The sequence below is a fragment of the Endozoicomonas gorgoniicola genome (assembly GCF_025562715.2).
Taxonomy (GTDB): domain Bacteria; phylum Pseudomonadota; class Gammaproteobacteria; order Pseudomonadales; family Endozoicomonadaceae; genus Endozoicomonas_A; species Endozoicomonas_A gorgoniicola.
In genome coordinates this window covers 3031652-3052055 of record NZ_JAPFCC010000001.1, presented here as the reverse complement: position 1 = coordinate 3052055, position 20404 = coordinate 3031652, and the positions used below count along the sequence as shown (strand labels likewise).

Here is a 20404-nt window from a genome sequence, read left to right as displayed (position 1 = left end):
GAGGCTCATTTCATGTTAGAAATACGGGGCTCCTTTAGGCTCATTTCATATTGGAGAAGACTTTACCTGCAAACGGACGGCTATGCCAGCTACAATGCAGTATGCAAACAGGAAGGCATCACACAGGCAGGCTGCTTCGACCACGTTCGCAGCAAATTCACCGACGCCAAAAAAGGTGAAGCCAAACCGGGCAAGAAGGTGAAAAACGCCAGGGTTAGCAAAGCGGATGTTGCTCTGGGCAAAATCCGTAAGCTCTACGCCATTGAAGCGGAGATTGAAAAGCTGTCTGCAGTTAAGAAACTGGCTATACGACAAGAGAAGAGTAAACCTCTTCTGGATGACCTACACCAATGGCTGGAGAAAAACATCACCCGGCTGGTGCCGGAGTTTGACCCATCTGGCGATGAGCTACGCTCTGAACCAGTGGCCAAAACTGGTCACATACTGTGAAAGTGGTGAGCTGAGCATCAGTAATGCCGCAGCAGAAAATGTTATACGACCATTCGCCGTTGGCCGCCGAAACTGGCTATTTGCAGACACGCCAAACGGTGCGAAAGCAAGTGCCCTGTTTTACAGCCTGGTCGAAAGCGCCAAAGCCAATGGTTTGGAGCCTTATGCGTACCTGAACCGTATTTTAAAAGAGCTGCCTTATGCTGATACTCTTGAGAAATTAGAGTGTCTGCTGCCCTGGGCAGTTAAGGCCAATCAAGAATAAGAGAGTTCAGCAAGGCTAGCCAGTACGCTGGTTTATTTGGCGCTTACTTTGAAGCTCAACCGTGGAACCGATCCCAAAACCATCAAGTTAACATGAGCCCACTATCAGCATTTGCTGAGAAGGTACCAAGTTAATACTGGCGTTACCCGTTTCTTTGTAAGCGGTTGGGGAACTCCATCTACCCCTATTTCCACCAATCCGCTATTTTTAAATCATCCTGTGTGAGCTTCATAGGCAACAGGTGTTCGACACTGCTGCCTTTGGATAGCTGAGGTAATTTAGACAGTACGTAGCGGAACCATGCATAAGGCTCCAGACCGTTGGCTTTGGCCGTTTCGATCAGGCTGTACAACACTGCGCTGGCTTTGGCTCCATCTACGCATTGGGCGAAGAGCCAGTTTTTGCGACCGATCACAAAGGGTTTTATCGCTCGCTCTGCGGCATTGTTGTCGATATCCAGTAGCCCGCTATCGAGGTAGCGCATCAGATAAGGCCACTGATTTTGCGCATAAGTAATGGCTTTGCCCAGCTTGTTTTTCGGGGCTATTTTCGGTTGCTGCCTGTCCAGCCATTTTTTCAGCTTATCCATAACCGGTCGGCTTTCCGATTGCCGGATCTGGAAGCGTTCTTCAACAGATTTGTCTTTGATCCTTCTCTCTATGGCGTAGAGCGTCTGGATCATGTTCAGCACCTGGGCCGGTTTGCTGATTTTAGTTTGCGGCCCACCCTTCTTTTTGGGGATAGCGTCCAGAGCTTCCTTGAATTTTCTGCGGGTGTGCGCAAGGCAGCCAACCAGCTCAATCTCTGGCTGCTTGCTGCTCAGGGTTTTATAGGCAGGCAAGCCGTCACACTGTAAATAGCCGCTAAAACCGGACAAAAACGCTTGTGGCCGTCCGTGATCCCTGCCTGACTGGTAGTTGTACAACACAACGGGAGAACCCAGCTGCCCTGTCGTACGATACAGCCACATGTAGGACTTGTTTTGCGGTGTACGATCAGGTTCGTTCAATACCTGTAGTGGTGTTTCATCCGCCTGGATGCATGGCTGCTTAACCAGCATCTTCTGTAAAGTGTCGTACAGTGGCTGAAGTAAAACCGACACCCTGATCATCCATTCAGCCATGGACGCACGACGGATTTCTACGCCCATGCGCTTGAGGATAAACTCCTGACGGTACAGTGGCAGGGCGTCACAGTATTTACTGGTGATAATCCAGGCCAGCAGGCCGGGGGTGGCAATACTCTTGGGGATAGGCAGTTTCGGCATCGGCGCGGTCTTGACGCCAGACTCGCACTCACAGCGATACTTTAACCGCTGAAATTCAATGACTTTAACCTGGGCCGGAACAATATCCAGCTTGCAGCTGCTTTCGTGACCAAACGCCTGAAGCTCTTTGCCACAGCAGTCGCATTGTTTTTCTTCTTCGGAGACATCCAGCGTTACAACATCACGGGGCAGGTCTTCAGATAATGTTTTTCTGACAGGCTTTTTCCGCTGGTGAGCCTCAATGGTTTGGGTTTCAGGCTCTTGCTCTTCTTCAGTGGCTTCTTCAGCCAGTTCTTCCGCTTCATTAAAGAGCAGTCCCTGATCTTCAAAACGTTCGCTGGAGGAACCAAATTTCTTATGCTGATATAACCGGAACTGTTCTTCATACCACGCCAGTTTCGTCTTCAGCTGGGTAGTGGGGCAAACCTGTTATATTTCATGGATGTCAATGCCAAATTCGATTTTGTTGATCAACAGGCCAATAACAATATCGTGCATTTGTTCTAACTTTGAAAAGCATATTGTCTTTCTGGCCAGACGCTTAATCCAAGTTCTAAAATTCAGGTTTTTACGTTCAATTTTCTGAGTATTTTCTTTTCCAATGATGTGTCTGCTTTCGTCGAGATTACGTTCATAGGCTCCCCAATCATCAGTATAAAATTTCTTGATACCAAATGGTTCAAGAAGCTCTTTTAGTTTTTTGAAAACCTCATCCTTTCGTTTCCCAAAAACGTAAGCCAAAACAGTATTGGTCGCATGATCAACTGCATGCCAAAGCCAACGCTGGTTACTTTTTTCAAACACATACGACCACTGTTCATCTATCTCAGCCTCTTGGCAGGCACGGCCTACGTGAATCACAGCACCCGTTCCAAGATCCATTTTCTGAATATTTGGATTAACTTGAACTAAGCCTTTCTCTTTTTTTTAATGTGTTTATTACTGTTTTTTTATTGATTCCCAAAACCCTGCTTGTATCCCTGATGCCGCCACCATTAATTGCCATATCGACGACTTTTTCTTTAACGCCTGGCTCATAAGCTTTATACCGGTACTCAAGCATAAAGGACTTGGTTTCACATTCAGCATTACAGCAAAAGTAGCGAGGAACATTATGAACACTGTAACCAAAGCTTTTAACATCATTACCGCCACATTTCGGGCAGTGAACTGGTGTGGAGCACATTTTCATATCGCACCATGACAAATACGGCATACGCCGTATTTTAGCAAACAACTACAAAATATCAGGTTTACCCCACTACCTTCAGCTGGATAATTTCCAACTGAAGCGATTCAAAGGTCGGGCTGTCTGGCGTAGTGATCGTATTCATGTCGTTTATTATCCGACAGGCGCCCTGTAGTTTGCATTGAAGCAGGTCATGGCAATTTAAGCGGCAGGCTGATAGTGCAGAGGTTGATGGGCTTTTTTCGGCTCTTTTACAGGTTGGCTGATCATTTTACAGCCTCCTGCCTGATTTTAAGATAGAGGTAATCAAGATCATTGTAGCCACAAGCTTTGTAGATAATCCGTTTGATGACTCCATTGAAAGCTTCAATCTTCGCGCTGGTTATACGATGATGGCAGTACGACAGCAAGCCCTCTCTTGCCCTGTCCAAGCCCTTAGCAAACCTCTTAAGTTCTGCAATTCCGGTTTCTTTTGCTAACTCTATCCATCTATCCAGAAACTTGCCGGCACACGCTTTGTACGTGTACGTCCATAGCTGTTTGAGCATGTCTTTCAGGATGTAAGCCTGATTGAGATCCTCGTTCATGCTCAAGAGCTCTTTCAGACTGCTTTCTCGCTTTGGAGTCAGGTTCTCAGGGTTCATGAACAGGTTGAACCGCTGACCCTTGATAAAGGGCTTGTTCTCTTCTTCAGCCTGACGCCACTCCCTGCGCCTTATCTGATCTATCACATCATTATAATTGGCAATAATGTGAAACTTGTCGTATACAATATCCGCATTGGGCAAGTGCTCTTTCACCGAAGCCTGATAGCTGCCACCACGGTCTATGCCAACACACTCGATGCTCGCTTTTTGCTCTTCAGTCAGGCTGCTCAAGAACTCATCCAGAGTCTCTTTTCGCTTGCCTTCACCAAGGAAGAGGGTTTCTCCTGAGTCGGCGTTAAGAACAACGGTAAGATACTGATGGCCTTTGCCAATGGATTTTTCGTCAATGAGCAGAGCGCGAATACCGTCACGCTTTGGAGCTGAAAGCATTCTCAGCAGCATCTCTTTATCCCAACGACGGGCAGTACCACCGGATATAGCAATGAATTCAGGCACCTTGTCGCAGGGCATATAGCGACATAAATGGCTGACGTGTCGTTTAAGGCGATCGGTTGCCTGAGCCTTGGGAGTTAAACCAGGAATAGTAACGGTTTCAATATTGTTGCAGTGTGAGCAGCGGCCCTGAAAAGCTGTGAAGAGAAGATTTACCTGTAGAACTCCCAGTGGTAAATCCTGGACACACCGATCTTTTGTCTTCATTTGTCCCATAGGGGTTTCACATTGACTGCATTTCTCGTGCTGAATTCGGCCATCCCTGCGGAGATAGACAAAAGCTTGTTTGACTTCCCAATCAATATCAATCTGCTCGATTACCCAGCCGGGAAATGCGAACATAGGACGTAGTGAGGGTGTTGTACACATGTCTGATCCTTCAGAAATTTTGATCTGTTCAAATCAATCTTTCCTGAAAGGCTATTTCTGTTGCAACCCCTCATTTTCCATCAGCCAACCTGTAAAAGCCCCTAATATTCATAGTGGTCGGGAACTGTCCCATCAGCAGGACGGCCTTTGGTTTTATAGCAGGGACTCTCGATGATCTCAGGTTCAGCCTGGCAGTATACGGACTGTTTTTGCCATAGCTTGAAAGCTTCCATGGCATCCGATTCGCAACAGAATGGCTTCTTGCCCAATTTCTCAAGTTCCTTGAATTCCTTCAGGGACTTTTTCTGCATACGCCTTGTCAGTGTCTTCTGTTCTGTTTTCTGGCTTTGATTATTTCGAAACAGTACCCAACGTTGTACGACACCTGCATAGTCAGACAGAGTCTCTACAGATTCGTAATGCTCAAACCCTTCAACCTCAACCATTGAGCGCAATGGCGCACTTTGAACCAGTTCTTTGGCTGCACCAATGTTGAGAGGAACTCTGGAGATAAACAACTGATCCTGCTGACTCAGTTCCTGAACGGTTTCAGCCACATACAATGCGGCATCACCGATGAAGTAACGGGCATTCAGTGCCGCTTTGAAGCTCTTTATATGCTCAGAAACCACTTGTTTGAAACTGGTCTTGTCCGTCACATTACCGCTGGCTGCTTTCATAAACATCGGAATGCCTGCCCGGTTTTCGGTCAGCAGGAGCAATATGGCCTGGTTCAGATCAGGACGATGATCTCGGCTGTAGCCCTTGCAAAGCCTGATGCAATTGAGGTCTTCGTCACTGACTTCCTCCTCGCTGTTATAACGGCCATCGACGTGAAATCCTGTGCCATCAAGGTTGAGTGCATCACATGGCAATTTGAGATGCGTAGCCACCTTGATAGCCAGCTCAAAATAGACTTTACTGACACCCAGTTCAAACAGTTCATCCAGTGCTCTTCCAAGAACTTTGTCGTTTATGTGCTCGGGCTCAATCCCCTCTCTGATCAGTTTATCGAGGGGTTTATTGGAGAAGAACTGAGGGAACATGTGGAGAGACTGCCCCGTAAAGCCGAGGCCATTGATAATCATCGCGACAACGGCCTCACCGTGGGAGATGTTCCATTCGTCAGATACTTTGGGCGCGCGCCTGTCGATATGGTCGGCAATGCCCAGCTCTTTGCACATTCCAGCCACTAGACCGAGATGATCCATGACCTGAGAGCGGTATTGAATAGGAGGCATAACAAGGCTTCTTGATATTTGCTTATCTGATAGATAGCAGGTATTAGAAAAATGTCATGTTGGGTGGTGAATGTCGGCAGCTCAAAACCATAATGTTCTTTCATCAATTGAACCGACTGGGCTTGCAGGTGGCACAGCTTACAGTTACCCCGATAGTAAAAAACCAGTCCGGCTATTTTAGCGACCTTCCTCAGTATTTCCTCTTTCGCCTGATGTGCCATATCGTCTTTGATTTTTGCCGCTGCTGGCGATATGGGACGACGGACGTTTTCATCCAGCATGGGGTCACTTTCGATCACCTGTTTACCTACTCGGGCAAATTGCTCACCTTTCTCTTTTACCATCCGGTCCAGGTAGAGGTAATTACTGACATTTTCTTTGCTCGGCTCGTCAATGGCTCTGTCCAGATACTGACCGATGTTCTGTCGAATCCACGCAGCTGAAAGTGATTGTTGGGGTGTTATTTTCATTGGTTGAGGACTATCTTCACCGGTGGACTCATCATCAAGTGGCTCATACCAAAACCAGCCTTCAGAGTGTCGGTCAAACCATCGCTCATCGGCACCAGCATCAACCAACGTAGTTGAAAACAGGAGTAATAAATGAAGGGCGCGCATTTATACTTTTTTCTGCCAGTTAGCAGTCCACCATCCGACACAGACTGAAGTCAGCAGAGCCATTGTGGGAATTAGCCACGCAGGAAACGGCAGCGGCACAATAACCAGATACAGGAACAGCCCCGGTATCCACTGGCATAACCGTCGGCTCCAGACGTTTTGCAGTGGGCTGGTGTAATGAAAATCGTGGTAGCGAATTTTTCGGATTAAACAACCATCCGCTACTGCCGCCAGCAAAATCAGCCCCCAGAAGGGTAAGCACACCAATAGCAGCACCAGCCGTTCAAACAGTTGCAGCGTCAAAATCAGCAGGTTTTTAGCTACCCCTTTGAAAAAAAGGATCACTCTGACAAAGCCATTACCCATCTGACCATCCGGAGTGGTGTGTTTCATCAGAAACCCCTGAAAGCCGGATTCGATAATCATTGAGCGATACAGTTGTGAGCCATAACGGACAATCCATTCGCCGGTTTCTTTTCCCAGCGTGGTTGAGTAGCCTTTCTGTTCACGGTGAAGATGCTGAGTCATGGTTTGACCAGACACCGCCAGCCAGAGCAGAATCAGCACAAGGCCGTAAAACCAGATCATTAAAGGACTGGTGGTTTTTTGTTGTTTATTCATGGCAAAGAAATTGTTTTGTGTGGAAGTCAGTGCTGCGGTTCAGTAAGAATTGGAATCCGGGCTTTCAGTAAACGACCACCGCCCAACCGGGCAATGTATTCGAGGTTGGGCAGTTCACCCAGTAGCTGAGGTGGAAAGAGGTCGCCGGTTTCTTCCAGTTGTTGTTCGCTCAGGTTGCCGGTGAATTCCATCGGGCGGTTGGCATCGGTGCTGACGCCCTGGTTGCGAATAAAGTAGCGGTAGCGAACAGGCGGCAGTTTATCGGTAATAAACTTCTGGGTTTCAGGGTTCTGGGTTCGCAAACAGATCAGGTGGTTGCAATTATCGATAAATTGCTGGGCGGCAGCTTCAGAACCTAACTGAGCTTCAAAGTCAGCCAGTGTCTGTGTGGCCACATAACAGCGGAATTTTGCGCCACGGCCTTTATTCAGCAAAGACAACAGTTGTGGGCAAAGGACTTCTGCCGCTTCATCTACAAACAGGTTGATCGGTTTAGCCTGTTTTTCTCCCTCTTGCATTGAATAGTTATAACGGTCTCCGGCCACCGCAGCCAGATCAGCCAGTAACAGCTGCCCAATGGATTTACCCACCATCGGGTCACTCAGGGAATCCAGCCCGAAATACATCACTTTTTGCTGCTCAACCAGTGCCGTAGTCTGGGTGCAGGGGCGGTGGTCGTTGATATTGGTGGGATCGGGGGATAACAGGTCAGCCAGTGCGCCGCCGGTCAGCATACCCAGAATAGGTAATAGTGTGGCAATCATTTTGCTGTAGTGCGCCCGGTCATGCTCAAACAGGGAGATCAGCCCTTCTACATCCGTACAGGGATGCTCAGGCATGATTTCATCACGGTAATAATTGATCCAGGCTTTTGCCAGTTGTTCTGACTTGGAAGACGGCTGTCGCTGATTCTTTGGCTGAGGTTGTTTTGCTTGTTGAGCCACGGCTTTCTCTGCCTGAGCTTGATGCTGAGTGCAAACCATCGTTAATGCCCGAATCAGTAGTTTGGTGACACCTGATTCCAGTCCCTGCCGGATCAACACCAGCGTCGGACGCTGACCACATAGCAGGTAGCCCTGAACCACAGCGTCTACTGCTTTCTGGGCAAATGCCTGAAACGGTGCATTATTGCCACTGGACGGCATGAGTCCGGCAATGCGGCTGGCGAGTTCACTGGAACGGTTAAAATGCTGAAGCAGGTTGATTCTCACGGACTCCGCTGGAAACCCCGGATGAAATTTCATAAAGCGTTGTCTTTGTCCTGACAATTCACAGCTTCTCTGGGTATGGCTGGCAAGATCATGATCACCCTTGGGGTCAATAATGATGACAGGCTCCCCACGCAAGACCGCTTGTGTCACCAGCAGGTCAAACAGCCGGGTCTTGCCACTGCCCGGAACGCCAATGACCATGGTGTGCATCTGAACCTGCTCCAGTGGTTGAAACAGGGGCTGCTCATGATCCGCCATGCCGTGAACCCAGTGTGCGCCCATTGAGTTTTGCAGCTTGGCGGGCATGTTGTCACTTTTCATCAGGTCCCAGGCTTTTTGTCCGTGTTCCCGCTGCCACTCAAAACCCCAGCCGAGCCAGAGCCCTTTCTGCTCGTTATCCTGTTGCAGCTTCAGGCATTGTTGCGGGTTTAATGCCAGAAACGACAATGACTGACCTTTTAACCGCCGATGTTGCTGCCAGCGAGGGAGTGCCTGTCCTAACCGCAAAACGGTCATACCGGCACAAACCGAAGCTGTTGCCAGAAAGCCTGATAATGGCAGAGGACTGAAAAACGACAGGTACAACGCCGTGTTCATGCTGGTGAACCACAAAACAGCCGACGACAATTCATAGACCGGACGCCAGCTTTGCAGGTAAGGCTGATCACTTAACATGGCGACGATTCCGTTTCTGGTTGGGTATTCAGCCACTGCCGGCAAAGCAGAGAAATGTCAGGTTGTAGGAACACATAACGCTGACCGCCTCTCAGGAAGGTCTTTTCTTCGCCGATTTGTCGTAGCCAGCCTTTCTGACTCCACTGATCCAGCAGCTCTGTTGATGTGGGGAAATGATCCTGATCTGGAACCTGACAGTCATCCGGCCAGCGCAAAACCAGGCTGTCTTTTTTCCAGCGTGTGTTTTCCGGTTTCAGTTGCTTTATGACTTGTTGCAGACAGTTCTGGGCTAACCCATTGCTTTGAACGGTTGGATTTTGTGGCTCAGCAGACTCTGTTGAGTCAACATTTTCTTCAGTATCCTGTTTTAGAATATCGGGTTCCGGCGAGTCTAATGCCGCCAATGCGGCACCACCGATAAAATGCAGTTTCACACTGTTCAGACGGGCTAACTCAATGGCGCTGACCATCTGCGCCGCTGACTGGGGACTGTTTTGTCCGGTTAAGCAACCGATAAAAGTCTGCCATAAAGACCCTTTGTCGTGATCCGGTTTCAGGACATAACCCAGCTCATTGCTGGTCAGTTTGTCCAGTAACAGTAGATTGATGCAGGTGTATTCAGAGGACAAATGTTTATCAGGACGGTTATCGGATTGTACCCAGTGGGGCTGATAACCCGTAATGCGGTACTTTTGTAGCCATTGTTCCAGACCGGCTTGCAGGGATGGCCAGTGCCCGACTCCGGAATCATGAACGGTGATACTGCTGACCACTCGACCACTGTCATACAATAATCCGGCAACGCCTGCTATTAGTCGCCATAACGGTTGCCTCACCCTGCGCTGATCAGGGTATAGCTCATGGTCAAAATGAATTTGCTCTGTCGCCACCACTGACCAGAATGCCGTTTCCAGAGCATGGCGAATGGCTCCGGCCGGTTCACAATGGTGTTGCGGGTGCGCCGGAAGCAGATGCACCCAGCTCACAAGATTATCCAGGGTCTGGTTGAACAGGCGCTGCAACTCATCGGGCAGGTTCAGCTGCTCATTAAGCTGATCCAACAACTTTTGCTGTTGATGCAGTATGGCTCCGGTTCCGGTTTGATACCCTGAGCAACCCTGTTGTTCAGTGACCTGTTGCGGCGGTCTTTCTGGTAAATCAACGGATTTGGTTTCAGGGGAATTATGATGAAGCCAGCGATGGATAAGGCTTAAAGCCTGAAGGGAAGTCATAGCGGCTGTCCTGACGAGAGATGGAAGAAGAGAAAAGAGGCGTCATAAGCCAAAAATGGAATTAATAACGGTGGGCGTCACCTGCAAACCCACGGCAGCGCCAACGCCTGTGGCAAAGCCAATCAATGACTGGCGAGCCATGCCATAGGCAAGACCGATCAGTACAAATGCGATGGACAATGTACGCCCAAGGTCGCCTTTGATCCAGCCCACTAACCGACCATAGATATCCGCAAAGTCATTACCGCCAGTGATGGTCACACCTTCTGCCCAGAGCAAGGGTGAAAATACAATCAAGGCAAAACCACAGGATCGCAAAACGGTTTTGAGGACTCGCTTGATCTGTAGAATTTGTTTTTTGTTGTGACAGGAAAAGAGAAAACTGCACATACACTGTCTCCTTTTAAAACCAGTTATTCGTTGTCAGAAGGGGAATACACAGGAACCGCCGACTGCCATTCCCTTGGATAAATATCCGTCATGACAACACCTCCGCTGTGCCAGTTACCCTGTTTGTCGACCCATGGAGCCAACCAGATTCTCAATACCTGAGCCGGTAAGCGATTGGGAACTGTCTCAGGGGTAACGATGGAAAGATCAGGTGAAACATGGCTTGTAACGGAGGGCATAGAGGTTGCTGTCATTTCCTCCAGCACAGAATGATCGGTGTCTTTGTAAATCTGTCTTGCCGACTTACAGACGCCTTTGCCTGGTTCGGGGCAGGCATACTTCGCCTCCCCTACACCAAACAGGGAGCAGCCTGACAACAACAGCGCTGAACCACAAAGGCACAAAGACACAAAGGGCTTGATGGCGCTTTTCTTTGTGCCTTCGTGCCTTTGTGGTTCAAGAAAACATCTCATTGCTTTAGTCCTCTGGTAAGAATCAGGTCTACTTTTCGCTCAGCACTGATCTCAATCACCGGCACCATCTGGTCAGCCAGTTTCAGGTAAAAATCCGCCAGCTTTTCCAGTGCCTTGTTGCTGCCTTTAATCAGTGAACTTTGCAGGGCTTCGCTACCCCTTAGACCAGACTGGAAAGGTGACTGAATTTCACCATTTTTATTGGGTACCACAGAAAACACAGGGACAGGCTTGATATCAAACGCCTGACTGACACCGCTGAGAAATCCCGCCATTGCCGCTTTTGCCATGACCTGTCCCTGCTTGCTAACCAGTCTGCCACGCAGTCCAGCCTTGCCATCTTCTCCGGTTAAATAACCTTCCAGTGGTCGTTCAATAACTTGTTCTTGATGGTTGTGTTTAAAGATGCACGACAGGGTTTCACTGCGAAGGTAAGCCCGTTCAGAGCTCAGGTCGCCGTAGCCTGAAGCCAGTACAAAGCACTCCCTGACATTGGTTCGATAGCGATTCGGCAAAATAGCTGAGGCTTTGATGCGAATAAGAACGGGATAAGGTTCACGCCGTGCACCTTGCCCGGTAGGAACATCCAGTCCGGTAATCAGCTGGCCTGATAAAATGCTGCCGGCCATCAACCGGAGTAATCCTGGCTGGTCTCCTGATTGAATATTCGGCTCGGATGCTGCTGGTCTTGTGGCTCCCAGCATTCGAATCGGTCTGGGAGGCTGAGGGGGCGGTTGATAGTTCTCCGGTTCGTTGTAACCGTTGGGTGGCGGCGGGCTGTATTGATTCCATTGCAATACATCCGGCATGGGTGCAGATTCACGACTTTCGGCGGCAGAGGCTGGCTGTTGAACAGGTTCTGATTGGCTCAATTGCTGGATTTCCTGCTGTACTCTTTCCTTTAAAGAGTCCATCTCCTTTTGGTGCTGTGTATGGAGAGCCTGTTGTTGCTGATGCATTCGCTCAAGGTCAGCACTGATCCGGTTCAGCGTTAACTCTTTGGGAGGCACGCCGGTAAAATCCACCGTCTTTGGTTCTTTTTCGGGTGCTTTATTGTCTGGTTTTTCATGGCGTTTACTGGTGGCAAAGATCAGGATAACGAGCACCAGCGCACTCCCAAACACAATGCCATAGCGTTTGAACCTTGGTGTTATATATTGGCTAAGGTCGTTCATGGTACTGATAGCATCAGTAGTTCATCAGTGACGGACGTATGAGTGGCGCAGATTCCGGTTCTGCGGTACTGGAAAGGATAAACAACTCTCGTCGTTGCCCCGGATACAGGGTGTTTTTAGGCCACATGGCAACGGCTGAAGTATTGCTGCCCTGACAGTTTCGCTCATGGAAGGTAACTGGTTTTTCTGTGTGGTTTTTTGCCGTGCCAATCAGCACATTGAAATGATGCCCCTGAACTTGCTGGCCTTTGGAAAAATCAAACCTTAAACCGTCTTGCTGGCAGGGCTGATAATTCGCTTTGTTGAATTTCGTTAACTCATAGCCTTCGGGAATTTGTCCTTTAACCAGAGTAGACAGCACTTCAGTGATGGTTTGTTGGTAATTCCCGGCTTCCTCAAAGCGTTTGGCTGTCTCCCGGTTCCGGTTCAGCTTTTGCTGCCACTGTTTAGGCAGGGAGAGCTGGATTTCTTTCGGTGGAACATCCAGCGGTGTCACCAGCAAAGACAAAGCATGGGCTTCGCTATCGTGGGGCGTGATGTAAACGACAAAAGGTTCTTCCTGTTGAGACGACAAATAAATCACAGAACCTTCAATCCGGATATCAGCCTGGTCAATCGTGCGTATCTGCGGAGCCGCAAAAGGCGTCACTATCCGGTTTAAATGCAGGCGACTGAGGGTAACGGGTTGCTGCTGTCCCGGAGATACCTGCAATTTAACCGGCGAACTTCCGGCCATAATCCATGAGCAATAGAAACCGGCTACAACAGCGATGACTTTGTTCATAAGAAATGCTCGTAATGATTTTGAGTAAAGGGATTACTTCAGGTCTGACTCGATCTGCAAAGCAGTTAATACGGGGCGATAGAGAATCATGTCAAAGCGAAAGCTATACGTTTTTCGTCCTGAAAGACGTTGGTTTCCGGATGACAAAACACTGTTGCCTGCCACAGTAACCGTCTGTGATTGTTCATTAAAATCAAGACTTAACGGCTCAAAGCTCATGCTGACTTTATCATCTCGCAACTGCTGGAACTGCTGGTTCAGTGTGGTTTGTACCTGCTGATACAGGTTGGGTGAGAAAAGACTTTGCAGACGGGACTCCACAAACGACAGGTTTTGAGTATTCAGGTTGCCCAGCAGTTCGGCCAGTGCCAGCCCCCACCATTCATAATAGGCTTGTGATGCTTTGCCTGACTGGATACCCACCTGAGCATCCATGAATGGCAGTGATAGCTCAACAGTGGGTTTACTGTTTAAACAGTGCATTAACAGCAACGAATTACTCAGCGCCAGCATCAACACTATCAGTCGATCCACGCAGAGTTGCTGCCGCCACTGTTTGAAGCGACGCAGGTATTCAGAAACGGTCATTTTCGGCAGGGGTAAAATACCCGGACATAGGGATTTGGCAGTGTCTTCGTGCCGGAAAAATAGAAGCCCAGCCAGTACATCCGGTGGCTCAGGTGTCCATCGGGGTTACGGTCACGAAAGCGTCGATAAAGTCGAATCGCCATCATACCGAGAAACATACCGAGCAACAGGCGGTCAAACCAGATGCCCCAGATCAGCCCAACGGCAACGGGGTAGATTTCATCCAGTGACCAGAACAAAAATTGAATAGGGTCATTGATGGTGCGGGGGATTTCCATGATGTTTTATCCAAAAGGCGGGTCTATACTGTGTAAGACATATTCTTACACGAGGTGTTTTTGATGGCTCGAACTCAAACTATTAGCCTTGGAGATGAGCTTCAGAGCTACGCTCAGAAGCTGGTTGACTCCGGTGCATATTCTTCAGTGAGTGAAGTTGTGCGTGAAGCACTCAGAAATTTGCGGGAACAAAAAGCTTCTTCAAGTCTGGAGCAACTGAGAAACATGATTGATGAGGGCGACAGTAGCGGTGCTCCTGTGGATCTTGAAGTAGAACAATTTCTTTCCCGGATGAAAAAGCATCGGTAAACCTATGACCAGACAAAAGCAGTACCTGTTCAGGCCGTTGGCAGAGCAGGATATGGAAGGGATATTTGACTATTGGTTTTTGCGTATTATAAGTAACATCTGTCGTCTGGTATTATCTCCTGCTTCATAGATGAGGCAGTAATGAACAATATTGACGGACGTAAAATCTCGGATGAGGTTCGGGAACAAATACGATTTGACGCCATTAAAGACTGGCATGCAGGCATGAACCCCTCCAGCCTCGCCCGCAAATACAGAACGTCAAGAAAGACCGTCTATGAATGGATCGACCGTTATGAAACTGGTGGATGGGATGGCCTTAAAACGCGCACAGGCAAGACCGGCCCAAAGCCAAAATTATCTCCAGAGCAGCAAGAACAGCTCCATCTGCTTCTCAGAAGCAGTACTCCCGTAGACTATGGTTATCAAACTCCTCTGTGGACTTGCCAGATAGTCGCAAAGCTGATTGATCAGACATTTCAGGTTAAATATGTACCGGCCTCTGTTGCCAGACTTCTGAAGCGAATGGGATTTAGTCCACAGAAGCCTCGTTGGGGAGCATGGCAGCAGGATCAAAAAAAATTGATGAGTGGCTGAATGTTCGTTATCCGCAGATACTCAGCCAAGCAGATGAGCAAGATGCCATTATTTTCTTTCTGGATGAATCTACGGCTAAATCAGAGAGTCACCGTGGCCGAACGTGGGGCGTCAAGGGACTCACTCCTGTCGTGAAGGCTACAGGCTCAAGACACAGGTCGAACCTTATTTCAGTAGTAAGCTCCGAAGGGATAATGAGATACAAAACATTCACAGGCAGCATGAACCGTTTTGCCTTCGTAAACTTTCTTAAATCTTTGGTTCGAAGCGTTGATAAGCCCGTGATTGTAATCACAGATGGACATCCTGCACATAGAGCTAAACACACACAAGAATATGTAGCACAGGAACCAAGGCTGTTAGGTCTTCATCTACTGCCGAGCTATTCACCAGAGCTGAATCCAGATGAGCAAGCCTGGAACTACCTTAAAGAAAAGTTGGGTAAGGTTGCCCTGAAGACAAAAGATGAATTTATAAAATTTATTCGGGGCAAGATGCGGAGTTTGCAAAAAAGTCCTGAAACAATAAAAGGATTCTTCAGGTTACATGACACCCGTTATGCTTGCAGGCAGTGTTACGTATAATATTCACAGATCAATATACCCTTCAGGAGTTTGGTGAGGCTCAGGCCGATTCGTACATTCGAGCGTTGTTTGAGACGTTTCAGGCACTTGCCGATACGCCGGGCATGGCACGAAAGCGTGATGAGGTAAGGTCTGGTCTCCGGTCTTACCCTGTTAATGCACACGTTGTGTTTTTCCGAGAATCTGAAACCGGCATTGTCATTGCCCGCATGCTTCACCAGTCAATGGATTACCAGTCAAAATCCTATTGATCGCCTATTCGTACGAGATCATTGTTTTTTTCTGATCTGACTACGGAGGTGTTCGGTCTTTCCGCCTTGATATTGGTCCAGTTGCGCTGGACTGATACCCTCATATCTCGCCTCCAGCCGTTTCCGGCTATCCTCCCGCTGTTCATCAAAATCTAGCCGTGAGCCTTTGCCGGTGAGTGTTTCCAGGTTGAGCTGCTTCAGGGTATCTGCATTCAGTTCCGGCAATTTGTTTTGCAGCTTCAGCAGTGCCAGCCACTCGCTCAGGTCGATTCGGTTCCAGTCTACTATTTGTAAAACCTCGGGAGTGATACCAGAACAATCCGGATGTTTGGCGGAACCCCAGCCCATGTTTAACTGTTGTCTGATTTGTACCTGCAGAATGCGTGACAGTGGTGAGTTGAAGCAGCAGTAGCTGTTGAAGCTCATGCTGCTTATTCCCAGTAATTTGGATTTTCTGTAGCTGCCGACCTTATGACAGGTCTTCATTTCCCGCTTTGCTGCCAGCTCAAACTCTTCATCTTCACATTTGTTCGTGATCTGGATGATGAGTTTGGTCATGGTATAGGCGGTGTAGAGCATGGTCACGGCACTGATCGCCGAAGTGATGGCTGGATTCATAACAAGAGCTTGCTGACTGAGTTGTCCACCCTGTGAGGCCAGGTTGTTGCCTGCTGTTCGGAACAACAGGTTGGTGGCGTCTTCTCCCAGCACTTTTTGGACGACTTCGGCCATCTTTCGCATGAGTTGTTGCTGCATATTGCCCAACAGAGATGACTGCGCTTCTTGCGACAGCTCTCCGGCAATAGGTTGGGCTGTAGCGGTTTGCGTGTGGACTTCAGCCGGTGTTGGCCAGAGTTTTTCGGAGAGCTTGTCCCAACTCTTTCCCACGCCTGACCATAGATTTTTTGCGGGTTGACTGAGCTTGTTAATGCCCTGCATCAAAGGTTCCCGCATTTTCTGGTACTGGCCGGTTAACTGGTTGGGGTAGTTTGATTGAAGATGGATTGCAGACTTATCGAATAGATACCCCATCAAAAGCAGGTTCAGGTAGCTTCCAAAATTGACATTGGTGGGCAGGTTGCAGCAGTCCACCATATTGAAAATACCTTTTTTGCAGGTGCAGGCTTTACCGCTGAATATCTGGCAGCCGCCACCATAAGGGTCGCACTCCATATCGTGCGCCATATGTTTTGCGGCGTGGAGTCCGCTGACCGCACTGGCAAAATCCGTATTATCAGCGTCGGTTATATCCGCCTGGCATTCTCCTAACATGCACTTCATAGGTTGGCCTTCACAGTGAATCCTTTCCTCAATACCGATGCGATTTAGTGAACCGGTGTAGCCGCAGTCGTAGCGGTCTTCCGAGGTGTAGCAGGTGCCACTCTTCTCTCCCAGACATCGATTGCCGAGAAATTCACAGTCAGGATTATTGGCGAACTGGGCGCAGCTATCGGGAGGCTGTTGTGTGGCTGTGGTTTTGTAATAAAAACAGTCAGCTTCTGCTCTGACCGTTTTACACTCAGAGGGTAGTTGTCGTGACAAGGTCGGATGCAACGGAATCACTTTGCCGTGAAGAGAGTGTTCGGTCTCTGTCATCTGTTCAAGACAGTGGAATTGAAGATTGCATAAACCGTCCTGTTGCCACTGTTTCATGGCTTGTAGTCGCTCCAGTTCGGAAGACGGTGTCCAGCGGTCTTCATCCACCAGTTGGTTCATATCAAAGTACAGTTTTATCAGGGCGTAGCCTTCACCTCTGTCTCCAACAGAGGTGCGTATTTTAACCGTGAGTTGATGATCCGGGCTTTTGAATACAGAGCTGTCCAAGGTTATAGGACTGTTCAGGTGAAAGTTCTCATCCAGCTCACAACCACCGCCGCTCTCCGGTGGAAAGTCACCATTGCTCTGCCATACCTTATGATCGTTAATCCAGATTTGCATCCGGTCATCCCAGCGGGCTTCCTGAATGACGGCGCGGGTAAGGGCTTCTGGCCTTGGCAATGTGACAGTGAATGTTTCTTCTTTGATACAGCAGCCGCAGCGGTAGTAGTTATCTGCGCCCCGGTCTTTGCCTAATCGAATTTGGATGCAGCCTTCATTGGCAGAACTGCTTTCACAGCTGTTCATACCTGCCAAGCCTGAACCAGAGACGTATTCAAGGAATGGGCTGATTCTTATTTTACGGCTAAGCGTTACGTTGTCGTCTGTGACCAATGCTCGGGTACACTCCCTGATATCCGGGCTATGCACCTGCCGATCCTGTTTCAGTACCAGCGTTTTCTGGTAATCACAGCCTTTAAAATGCTGGCGCAGGCGGGCAATAGTGGTACTCATCTCTGCATTAGAGTCGTAAATCGGGTTGCCCTGAGCATCGGTGGGCCAATGTTTTTGTTGTGACCATGTGTTGGGATGCTGTAGCGCATTTACACTCAGATCCATAGCCCCGAGAATCCGGTGTTCATTGGCGTCGGGATAGTAGCGGTCGGGTGATTGGTTCAGCAGACGCCAGGCTTCGCCTTCCGGTGACTGTTCGGTCTTCAACTGGGTTGCCCTGTGTTCGCCAAAGGTTTGCAAGCCGTCAAAATCCTCGTTTTGATAATAACCTTCCAGTTTTTGACGATGTTGCTGATCTTTGGACTGTTCCATGATGATCTTTGAATCAGAGCCAATAATCGGTTCCGGATTGCGGGTAACGGCTTCAGTCTTATGATTGATGTCGTTGAGCCACTGAGAGCGAGTGTGTTGCTCAAAGGTTTTAGCGGCTTCTTCTGCAAAGGCAGTGCTTATGCAAAAGAGAAGCAGGCAATACACTGTGTTGGGTCGACAGTATTTCACTGGCTCACTGCCGTCTGACAACAATCCCGGTACTGCCAGATCAAATACATGGCGTCGTCTTTACCCAATGGATGCCGGTGCATTCCCCATGTAGCCGCAGAGGCTCCGATCCAGTGGGCTTTCTGTTTTTCCGGTTCTGGCCAGAACATGCTCATCTTGTACTGGCTTTTGGGTAGCCAGGGGGTAATACGACTATGGCACTGTGCATCCTCACCTACGGTTTTTCGGGCAAGTCCGATGCGGTGAATCTTGGCTAAAGCTCTTGTTGCGAGCAGGCTGGTGTTGTCGGCGAAGTGACCATAAGTACTGGTGAAACCTGACAGAGGATAGATATTACCCCAGCTTCCGGCGCACCAGTGCAGATTGTCCATTGGTTGTGAATTCAAAGCAGCCAGACCGTCGGCAGTACAGGCATTCATCGCTGCAGGGTTGGCATAGCCAGCCAGATCCGGAGAGAGTAGGGCGGCCAGTTCTGGATGATTCCATGACGGATCGACTTCAGACAAGTTCATCAGGTCAAAATCCACTAGATCGCTGGTGCAGCCACCAATGCCAGTAAACATATTCAACATCTCAATCAGCGACAGGCTGTAAACGTGGGCGTGCATATAAGTCAGCCCTTTGGGAATATTGGCAGAACCCAACGTTCCCCAGCGACGCTGGTCAACCATCGGGAGCTTGTGGCCACCAAGAGCCATCAGGCAGCCCGGACTGCGGGTCAGTTCTATTAGTCGTTGAGGCCGCCAGAATCCGGTAGTTACGCCTGGATGAAACATGCCTGCACTGTCTTCGCACAGACACAGCCCTGTGCTGGTTTTGGCTCTGTGATTCGGCTCTTTACCTGAGCCCAGCTTTGCCAACCCGATTCGGATGGGAAACAGCTCTTTCCAGGGAACGGAAGTGATGAGCTTTTCAGAGAGAACTGGCACGTTCTGGCAAAGGGCTTTAGATGGGTTGTCAGTCGTGCCAAGCGCATAGGCTGGCTGTGAGGCTTTGGAAATCAAGGCTCTAATCCATGACAAGCTATCCAGCACCGAGAACGCCGAAACGGCTGCGGTAGTGACTCGCCAGTTATTATGGTTTTCAGGTGCCAGTAAAACGGGCAAAGAACTTAACTGGAAGCGCCGAATTAATTCCGGAGTTGCAACATACATCGGGTGTTTGTGCCAGATCGCAGGCAGCCGTTTAAGCTGCTGCAATGAGCCATTTGAAATCAGGATCAGAGCATTGGGATATTGTTGCAGCCAAGACGCCACGGCTTGCTGTTGTTGACGGTCATTGATATCCAGAACAACCATTGGGATGCGCCAGCTACCGGACAGTTTCAACACTCTACTGGACACCTGTCGGCTGGTTGGCAATGTCACTCCAAAAGAGAAGACTTTACTCTGTAACCGTCGTTGAGCCTGTGCGTTGATGGTCTGCCAATCTTGCTGTTGTAACCGCTGTCGCAATACCTCCAATAAATCCGGTTCACTGATTGGATAAGTCATTCCATAAGTGCCGATATTGCCTCGCTTGCCAGCATGGTATTGGCGCACCATCCAGTTAACCGATGTGACTCCAAATGCTGTGAGTTCTGTTTTACCATTGACTATCAGTGACATGGCAGGAACTTGATCAACCTGATCTTGCCTGAAGGCGACCGGATCAATCTCTACCGAAGCGGAAGAATTATTGGCTTTCAACAGCTGATGCCACTGCTGGAAAGCAACCGCCAAACTTTGCTGCCGTGAGTCGATACCCCTGACCACCAACACTTCGCTTTCAGAATGGCTCAGCAACTCATTCAGCAATGGTTGTTTCATGCTCGCTGAGACAAATAATTTGATATGAACGCTGCCCTGAACGGATAGAGTACAGCTGCAAAACCCGATGATCACCAGGCAGAAAAAGAGAGGCATGA

General features: G+C 48.9%; 22 protein-coding genes and 3 pseudogenes. 6 read left to right on the top strand and 19 right to left on the bottom strand.

The annotated features are described in order from the left end of the window. Positions 1 to 12: 12 nt before the first annotated feature. Both NX722_RS14065 and NX722_RS14060 read left to right on the top strand, forming a co-directional pair. Entirely contained in the window at positions 13 to 450 is a 438-nt protein-coding gene (locus NX722_RS14065; protein WP_262568532.1) for an IS66 family transposase, read from the top strand. Further along, positions 404 to 715 (top strand): IS66 family transposase, encoded by a 312-nt coding sequence (locus NX722_RS14060; protein ID WP_262568531.1) that lies wholly within the window; start codon positions 404 to 406, stop codon positions 713 to 715. Before NX722_RS14065 ends, NX722_RS14060 begins: the two co-directional genes overlap by 47 nt. 184 nt (positions 716 to 899) lie before the next feature. Here NX722_RS14060 and NX722_RS29095 read toward each other — a convergent pair whose 3' ends face one another. The 17 genes and pseudogenes from NX722_RS29095 to traL form a co-directional block, all read right to left on the bottom strand. Next, positions 900 to 1031 (bottom strand): hypothetical protein, encoded by a 132-nt coding sequence (locus NX722_RS29095; RefSeq protein WP_456077478.1) that lies wholly within the window; start codon positions 1029 to 1031, stop codon positions 900 to 902. Next, positions 1016 to 2153 (bottom strand): annotated as a pseudogene (gene tnpC, locus NX722_RS14055) (IS66 family transposase); the annotation flags it as partial. The pseudogene tnpC and the gene NX722_RS29095, both read right to left, overlap by 16 nt. Before the next feature lie 15 nt (positions 2154 to 2168). Beyond that, positions 2169 to 2378, bottom strand: a pseudogene (locus tag NX722_RS29090) (transposase domain-containing protein); the annotation flags it as partial. Between the two features lie 33 nt (positions 2379 to 2411). Further along, complete coding sequence (locus NX722_RS14050) at positions 2412 to 2864, bottom strand: IS1 family transposase (protein ID WP_262566540.1); 453 nt, start codon at positions 2862 to 2864, stop codon at positions 2412 to 2414. Positions 2865 to 2880: 16 nt separating this feature from the next. Further along, on the bottom strand, positions 2881 to 3174 hold the full coding sequence (locus NX722_RS14045; protein WP_262566541.1) for an IS1-like element transposase: 294 nt from the start codon (positions 3172 to 3174) through the stop codon (positions 2881 to 2883). Between the two features lie 263 nt (positions 3175 to 3437). Continuing rightward, the gene (locus tag NX722_RS14040; RefSeq protein WP_262563783.1) at positions 3438 to 4640 is read right to left on the bottom strand and encodes an ISL3 family transposase; all 1203 of its coding nucleotides are present in this window, start codon (positions 4638 to 4640) and stop codon (positions 3438 to 3440) included. Between the two features lie 104 nt (positions 4641 to 4744). Then, positions 4745 to 5881: pseudogene (locus tag NX722_RS14035) on the bottom strand (IS1634 family transposase); the annotation flags it as partial. Continuing rightward, entirely contained in the window at positions 5833 to 6498 is a 666-nt protein-coding gene (traF, locus tag NX722_RS14030) for a conjugal transfer protein TraF (protein WP_262568530.1), read from the bottom strand. The pseudogene NX722_RS14035 and the gene traF, both read right to left, overlap by 49 nt. Further along, positions 6499 to 7119: a DUF4400 domain-containing protein gene (locus tag NX722_RS14025; RefSeq protein WP_262567753.1), complete on the bottom strand. Its 621-nt coding sequence runs from the start codon at positions 7117 to 7119 to the stop codon at positions 6499 to 6501. It lies immediately after the preceding gene. A gap of 26 nt (positions 7120 to 7145) precedes the next feature. Beyond that, the gene (gene traD, locus NX722_RS14020; RefSeq protein WP_262568529.1) at positions 7146 to 9005 is read right to left on the bottom strand and encodes a conjugative transfer system coupling protein TraD; all 1860 of its coding nucleotides are present in this window, start codon (positions 9003 to 9005) and stop codon (positions 7146 to 7148) included. Next, the gene (locus NX722_RS14015) at positions 8999 to 10237 is read right to left on the bottom strand and encodes a TraI domain-containing protein (protein WP_262568528.1); all 1239 of its coding nucleotides are present in this window, start codon (positions 10235 to 10237) and stop codon (positions 8999 to 9001) included. Before NX722_RS14015 ends, traD begins: the two co-directional genes overlap by 7 nt. A gap of 42 nt (positions 10238 to 10279) precedes the next feature. Beyond that, positions 10280 to 10627 carry a TraA family conjugative transfer protein gene (traA, locus tag NX722_RS14010; RefSeq protein WP_262568527.1) on the bottom strand — a complete coding sequence of 116 codons (348 nt, stop codon included), beginning with the start codon at positions 10625 to 10627 and terminating at the stop codon, positions 10280 to 10282. A gap of 23 nt (positions 10628 to 10650) precedes the next feature. After that, entirely contained in the window at positions 10651 to 11100 is a 450-nt protein-coding gene (locus NX722_RS14005) for a TraV family lipoprotein (protein ID WP_262568526.1), read from the bottom strand. Beyond that, positions 11097 to 12275 (bottom strand): TrbI/VirB10 family protein, encoded by a 1179-nt coding sequence (locus NX722_RS14000; RefSeq protein WP_262568525.1) that lies wholly within the window; start codon positions 12273 to 12275, stop codon positions 11097 to 11099. Before NX722_RS14000 ends, NX722_RS14005 begins: the two co-directional genes overlap by 4 nt. Before the next feature lie 13 nt (positions 12276 to 12288). Continuing rightward, positions 12289 to 13059 (bottom strand): type-F conjugative transfer system secretin TraK, encoded by a 771-nt coding sequence (locus tag NX722_RS13995; RefSeq protein ID WP_262567747.1) that lies wholly within the window; start codon positions 13057 to 13059, stop codon positions 12289 to 12291. 33 nt (positions 13060 to 13092) lie between these two features. Further along, the gene (locus NX722_RS13990; protein WP_262567746.1) at positions 13093 to 13647 is read right to left on the bottom strand and encodes a type IV conjugative transfer system protein TraE; all 555 of its coding nucleotides are present in this window, start codon (positions 13645 to 13647) and stop codon (positions 13093 to 13095) included. Then, positions 13644 to 13925: a type IV conjugative transfer system protein TraL gene (gene traL / locus NX722_RS13985; RefSeq protein WP_262567745.1), complete on the bottom strand. Its 282-nt coding sequence runs from the start codon at positions 13923 to 13925 to the stop codon at positions 13644 to 13646. The genes NX722_RS13990 and traL overlap by 4 nt, the downstream gene beginning before the upstream one ends. 63 nt (positions 13926 to 13988) lie before the next feature. On the opposite strand from traL, the gene NX722_RS13980 reads away from it, so the two are divergent. The 4 genes from NX722_RS13980 (at position 13989) to NX722_RS13965 (ending at position 15666) form a co-directional block, all read left to right on the top strand. Continuing rightward, the gene (locus NX722_RS13980; RefSeq protein WP_262567744.1) at positions 13989 to 14234 is read left to right on the top strand and encodes a type II toxin-antitoxin system ParD family antitoxin; all 246 of its coding nucleotides are present in this window, start codon (positions 13989 to 13991) and stop codon (positions 14232 to 14234) included. Positions 14235 to 14375: 141 nt separating this feature from the next. Beyond that, positions 14376 to 14831: a winged helix-turn-helix domain-containing protein gene (locus tag NX722_RS13975; RefSeq protein WP_262568524.1), complete on the top strand. Its 456-nt coding sequence runs from the start codon at positions 14376 to 14378 to the stop codon at positions 14829 to 14831. Next, positions 14795 to 15415 carry an IS630 family transposase gene (locus tag NX722_RS13970; RefSeq protein WP_262568523.1) on the top strand — a complete coding sequence of 207 codons (621 nt, stop codon included), beginning with the start codon at positions 14795 to 14797 and terminating at the stop codon, positions 15413 to 15415. Before NX722_RS13975 ends, NX722_RS13970 begins: the two co-directional genes overlap by 37 nt. Continuing rightward, on the top strand, positions 15403 to 15666 hold the full coding sequence (locus NX722_RS13965; RefSeq protein WP_262568522.1) for a type II toxin-antitoxin system RelE/ParE family toxin: 264 nt from the start codon (positions 15403 to 15405) through the stop codon (positions 15664 to 15666). The genes NX722_RS13970 and NX722_RS13965 overlap by 13 nt, the downstream gene beginning before the upstream one ends. An 18-nt stretch (positions 15667 to 15684) precedes the next feature. On the opposite strand, the gene traN is transcribed toward NX722_RS13965, so the two are convergent. Continuing rightward, positions 15685 to 18498: a conjugal transfer protein TraN gene (gene traN, locus NX722_RS13960; protein ID WP_262568521.1), complete on the bottom strand. Its 2814-nt coding sequence runs from the start codon at positions 18496 to 18498 to the stop codon at positions 15685 to 15687. Next, positions 18495 to 20402, bottom strand: a complete 1908-nt coding sequence (locus NX722_RS13955) for a TrbC family F-type conjugative pilus assembly protein (RefSeq protein ID WP_262568520.1) — start codon at positions 20400 to 20402, stop codon at positions 18495 to 18497. Before NX722_RS13955 ends, traN begins: the two co-directional genes overlap by 4 nt. Positions 20403 to 20404: the final 2 nt, after the last annotated feature.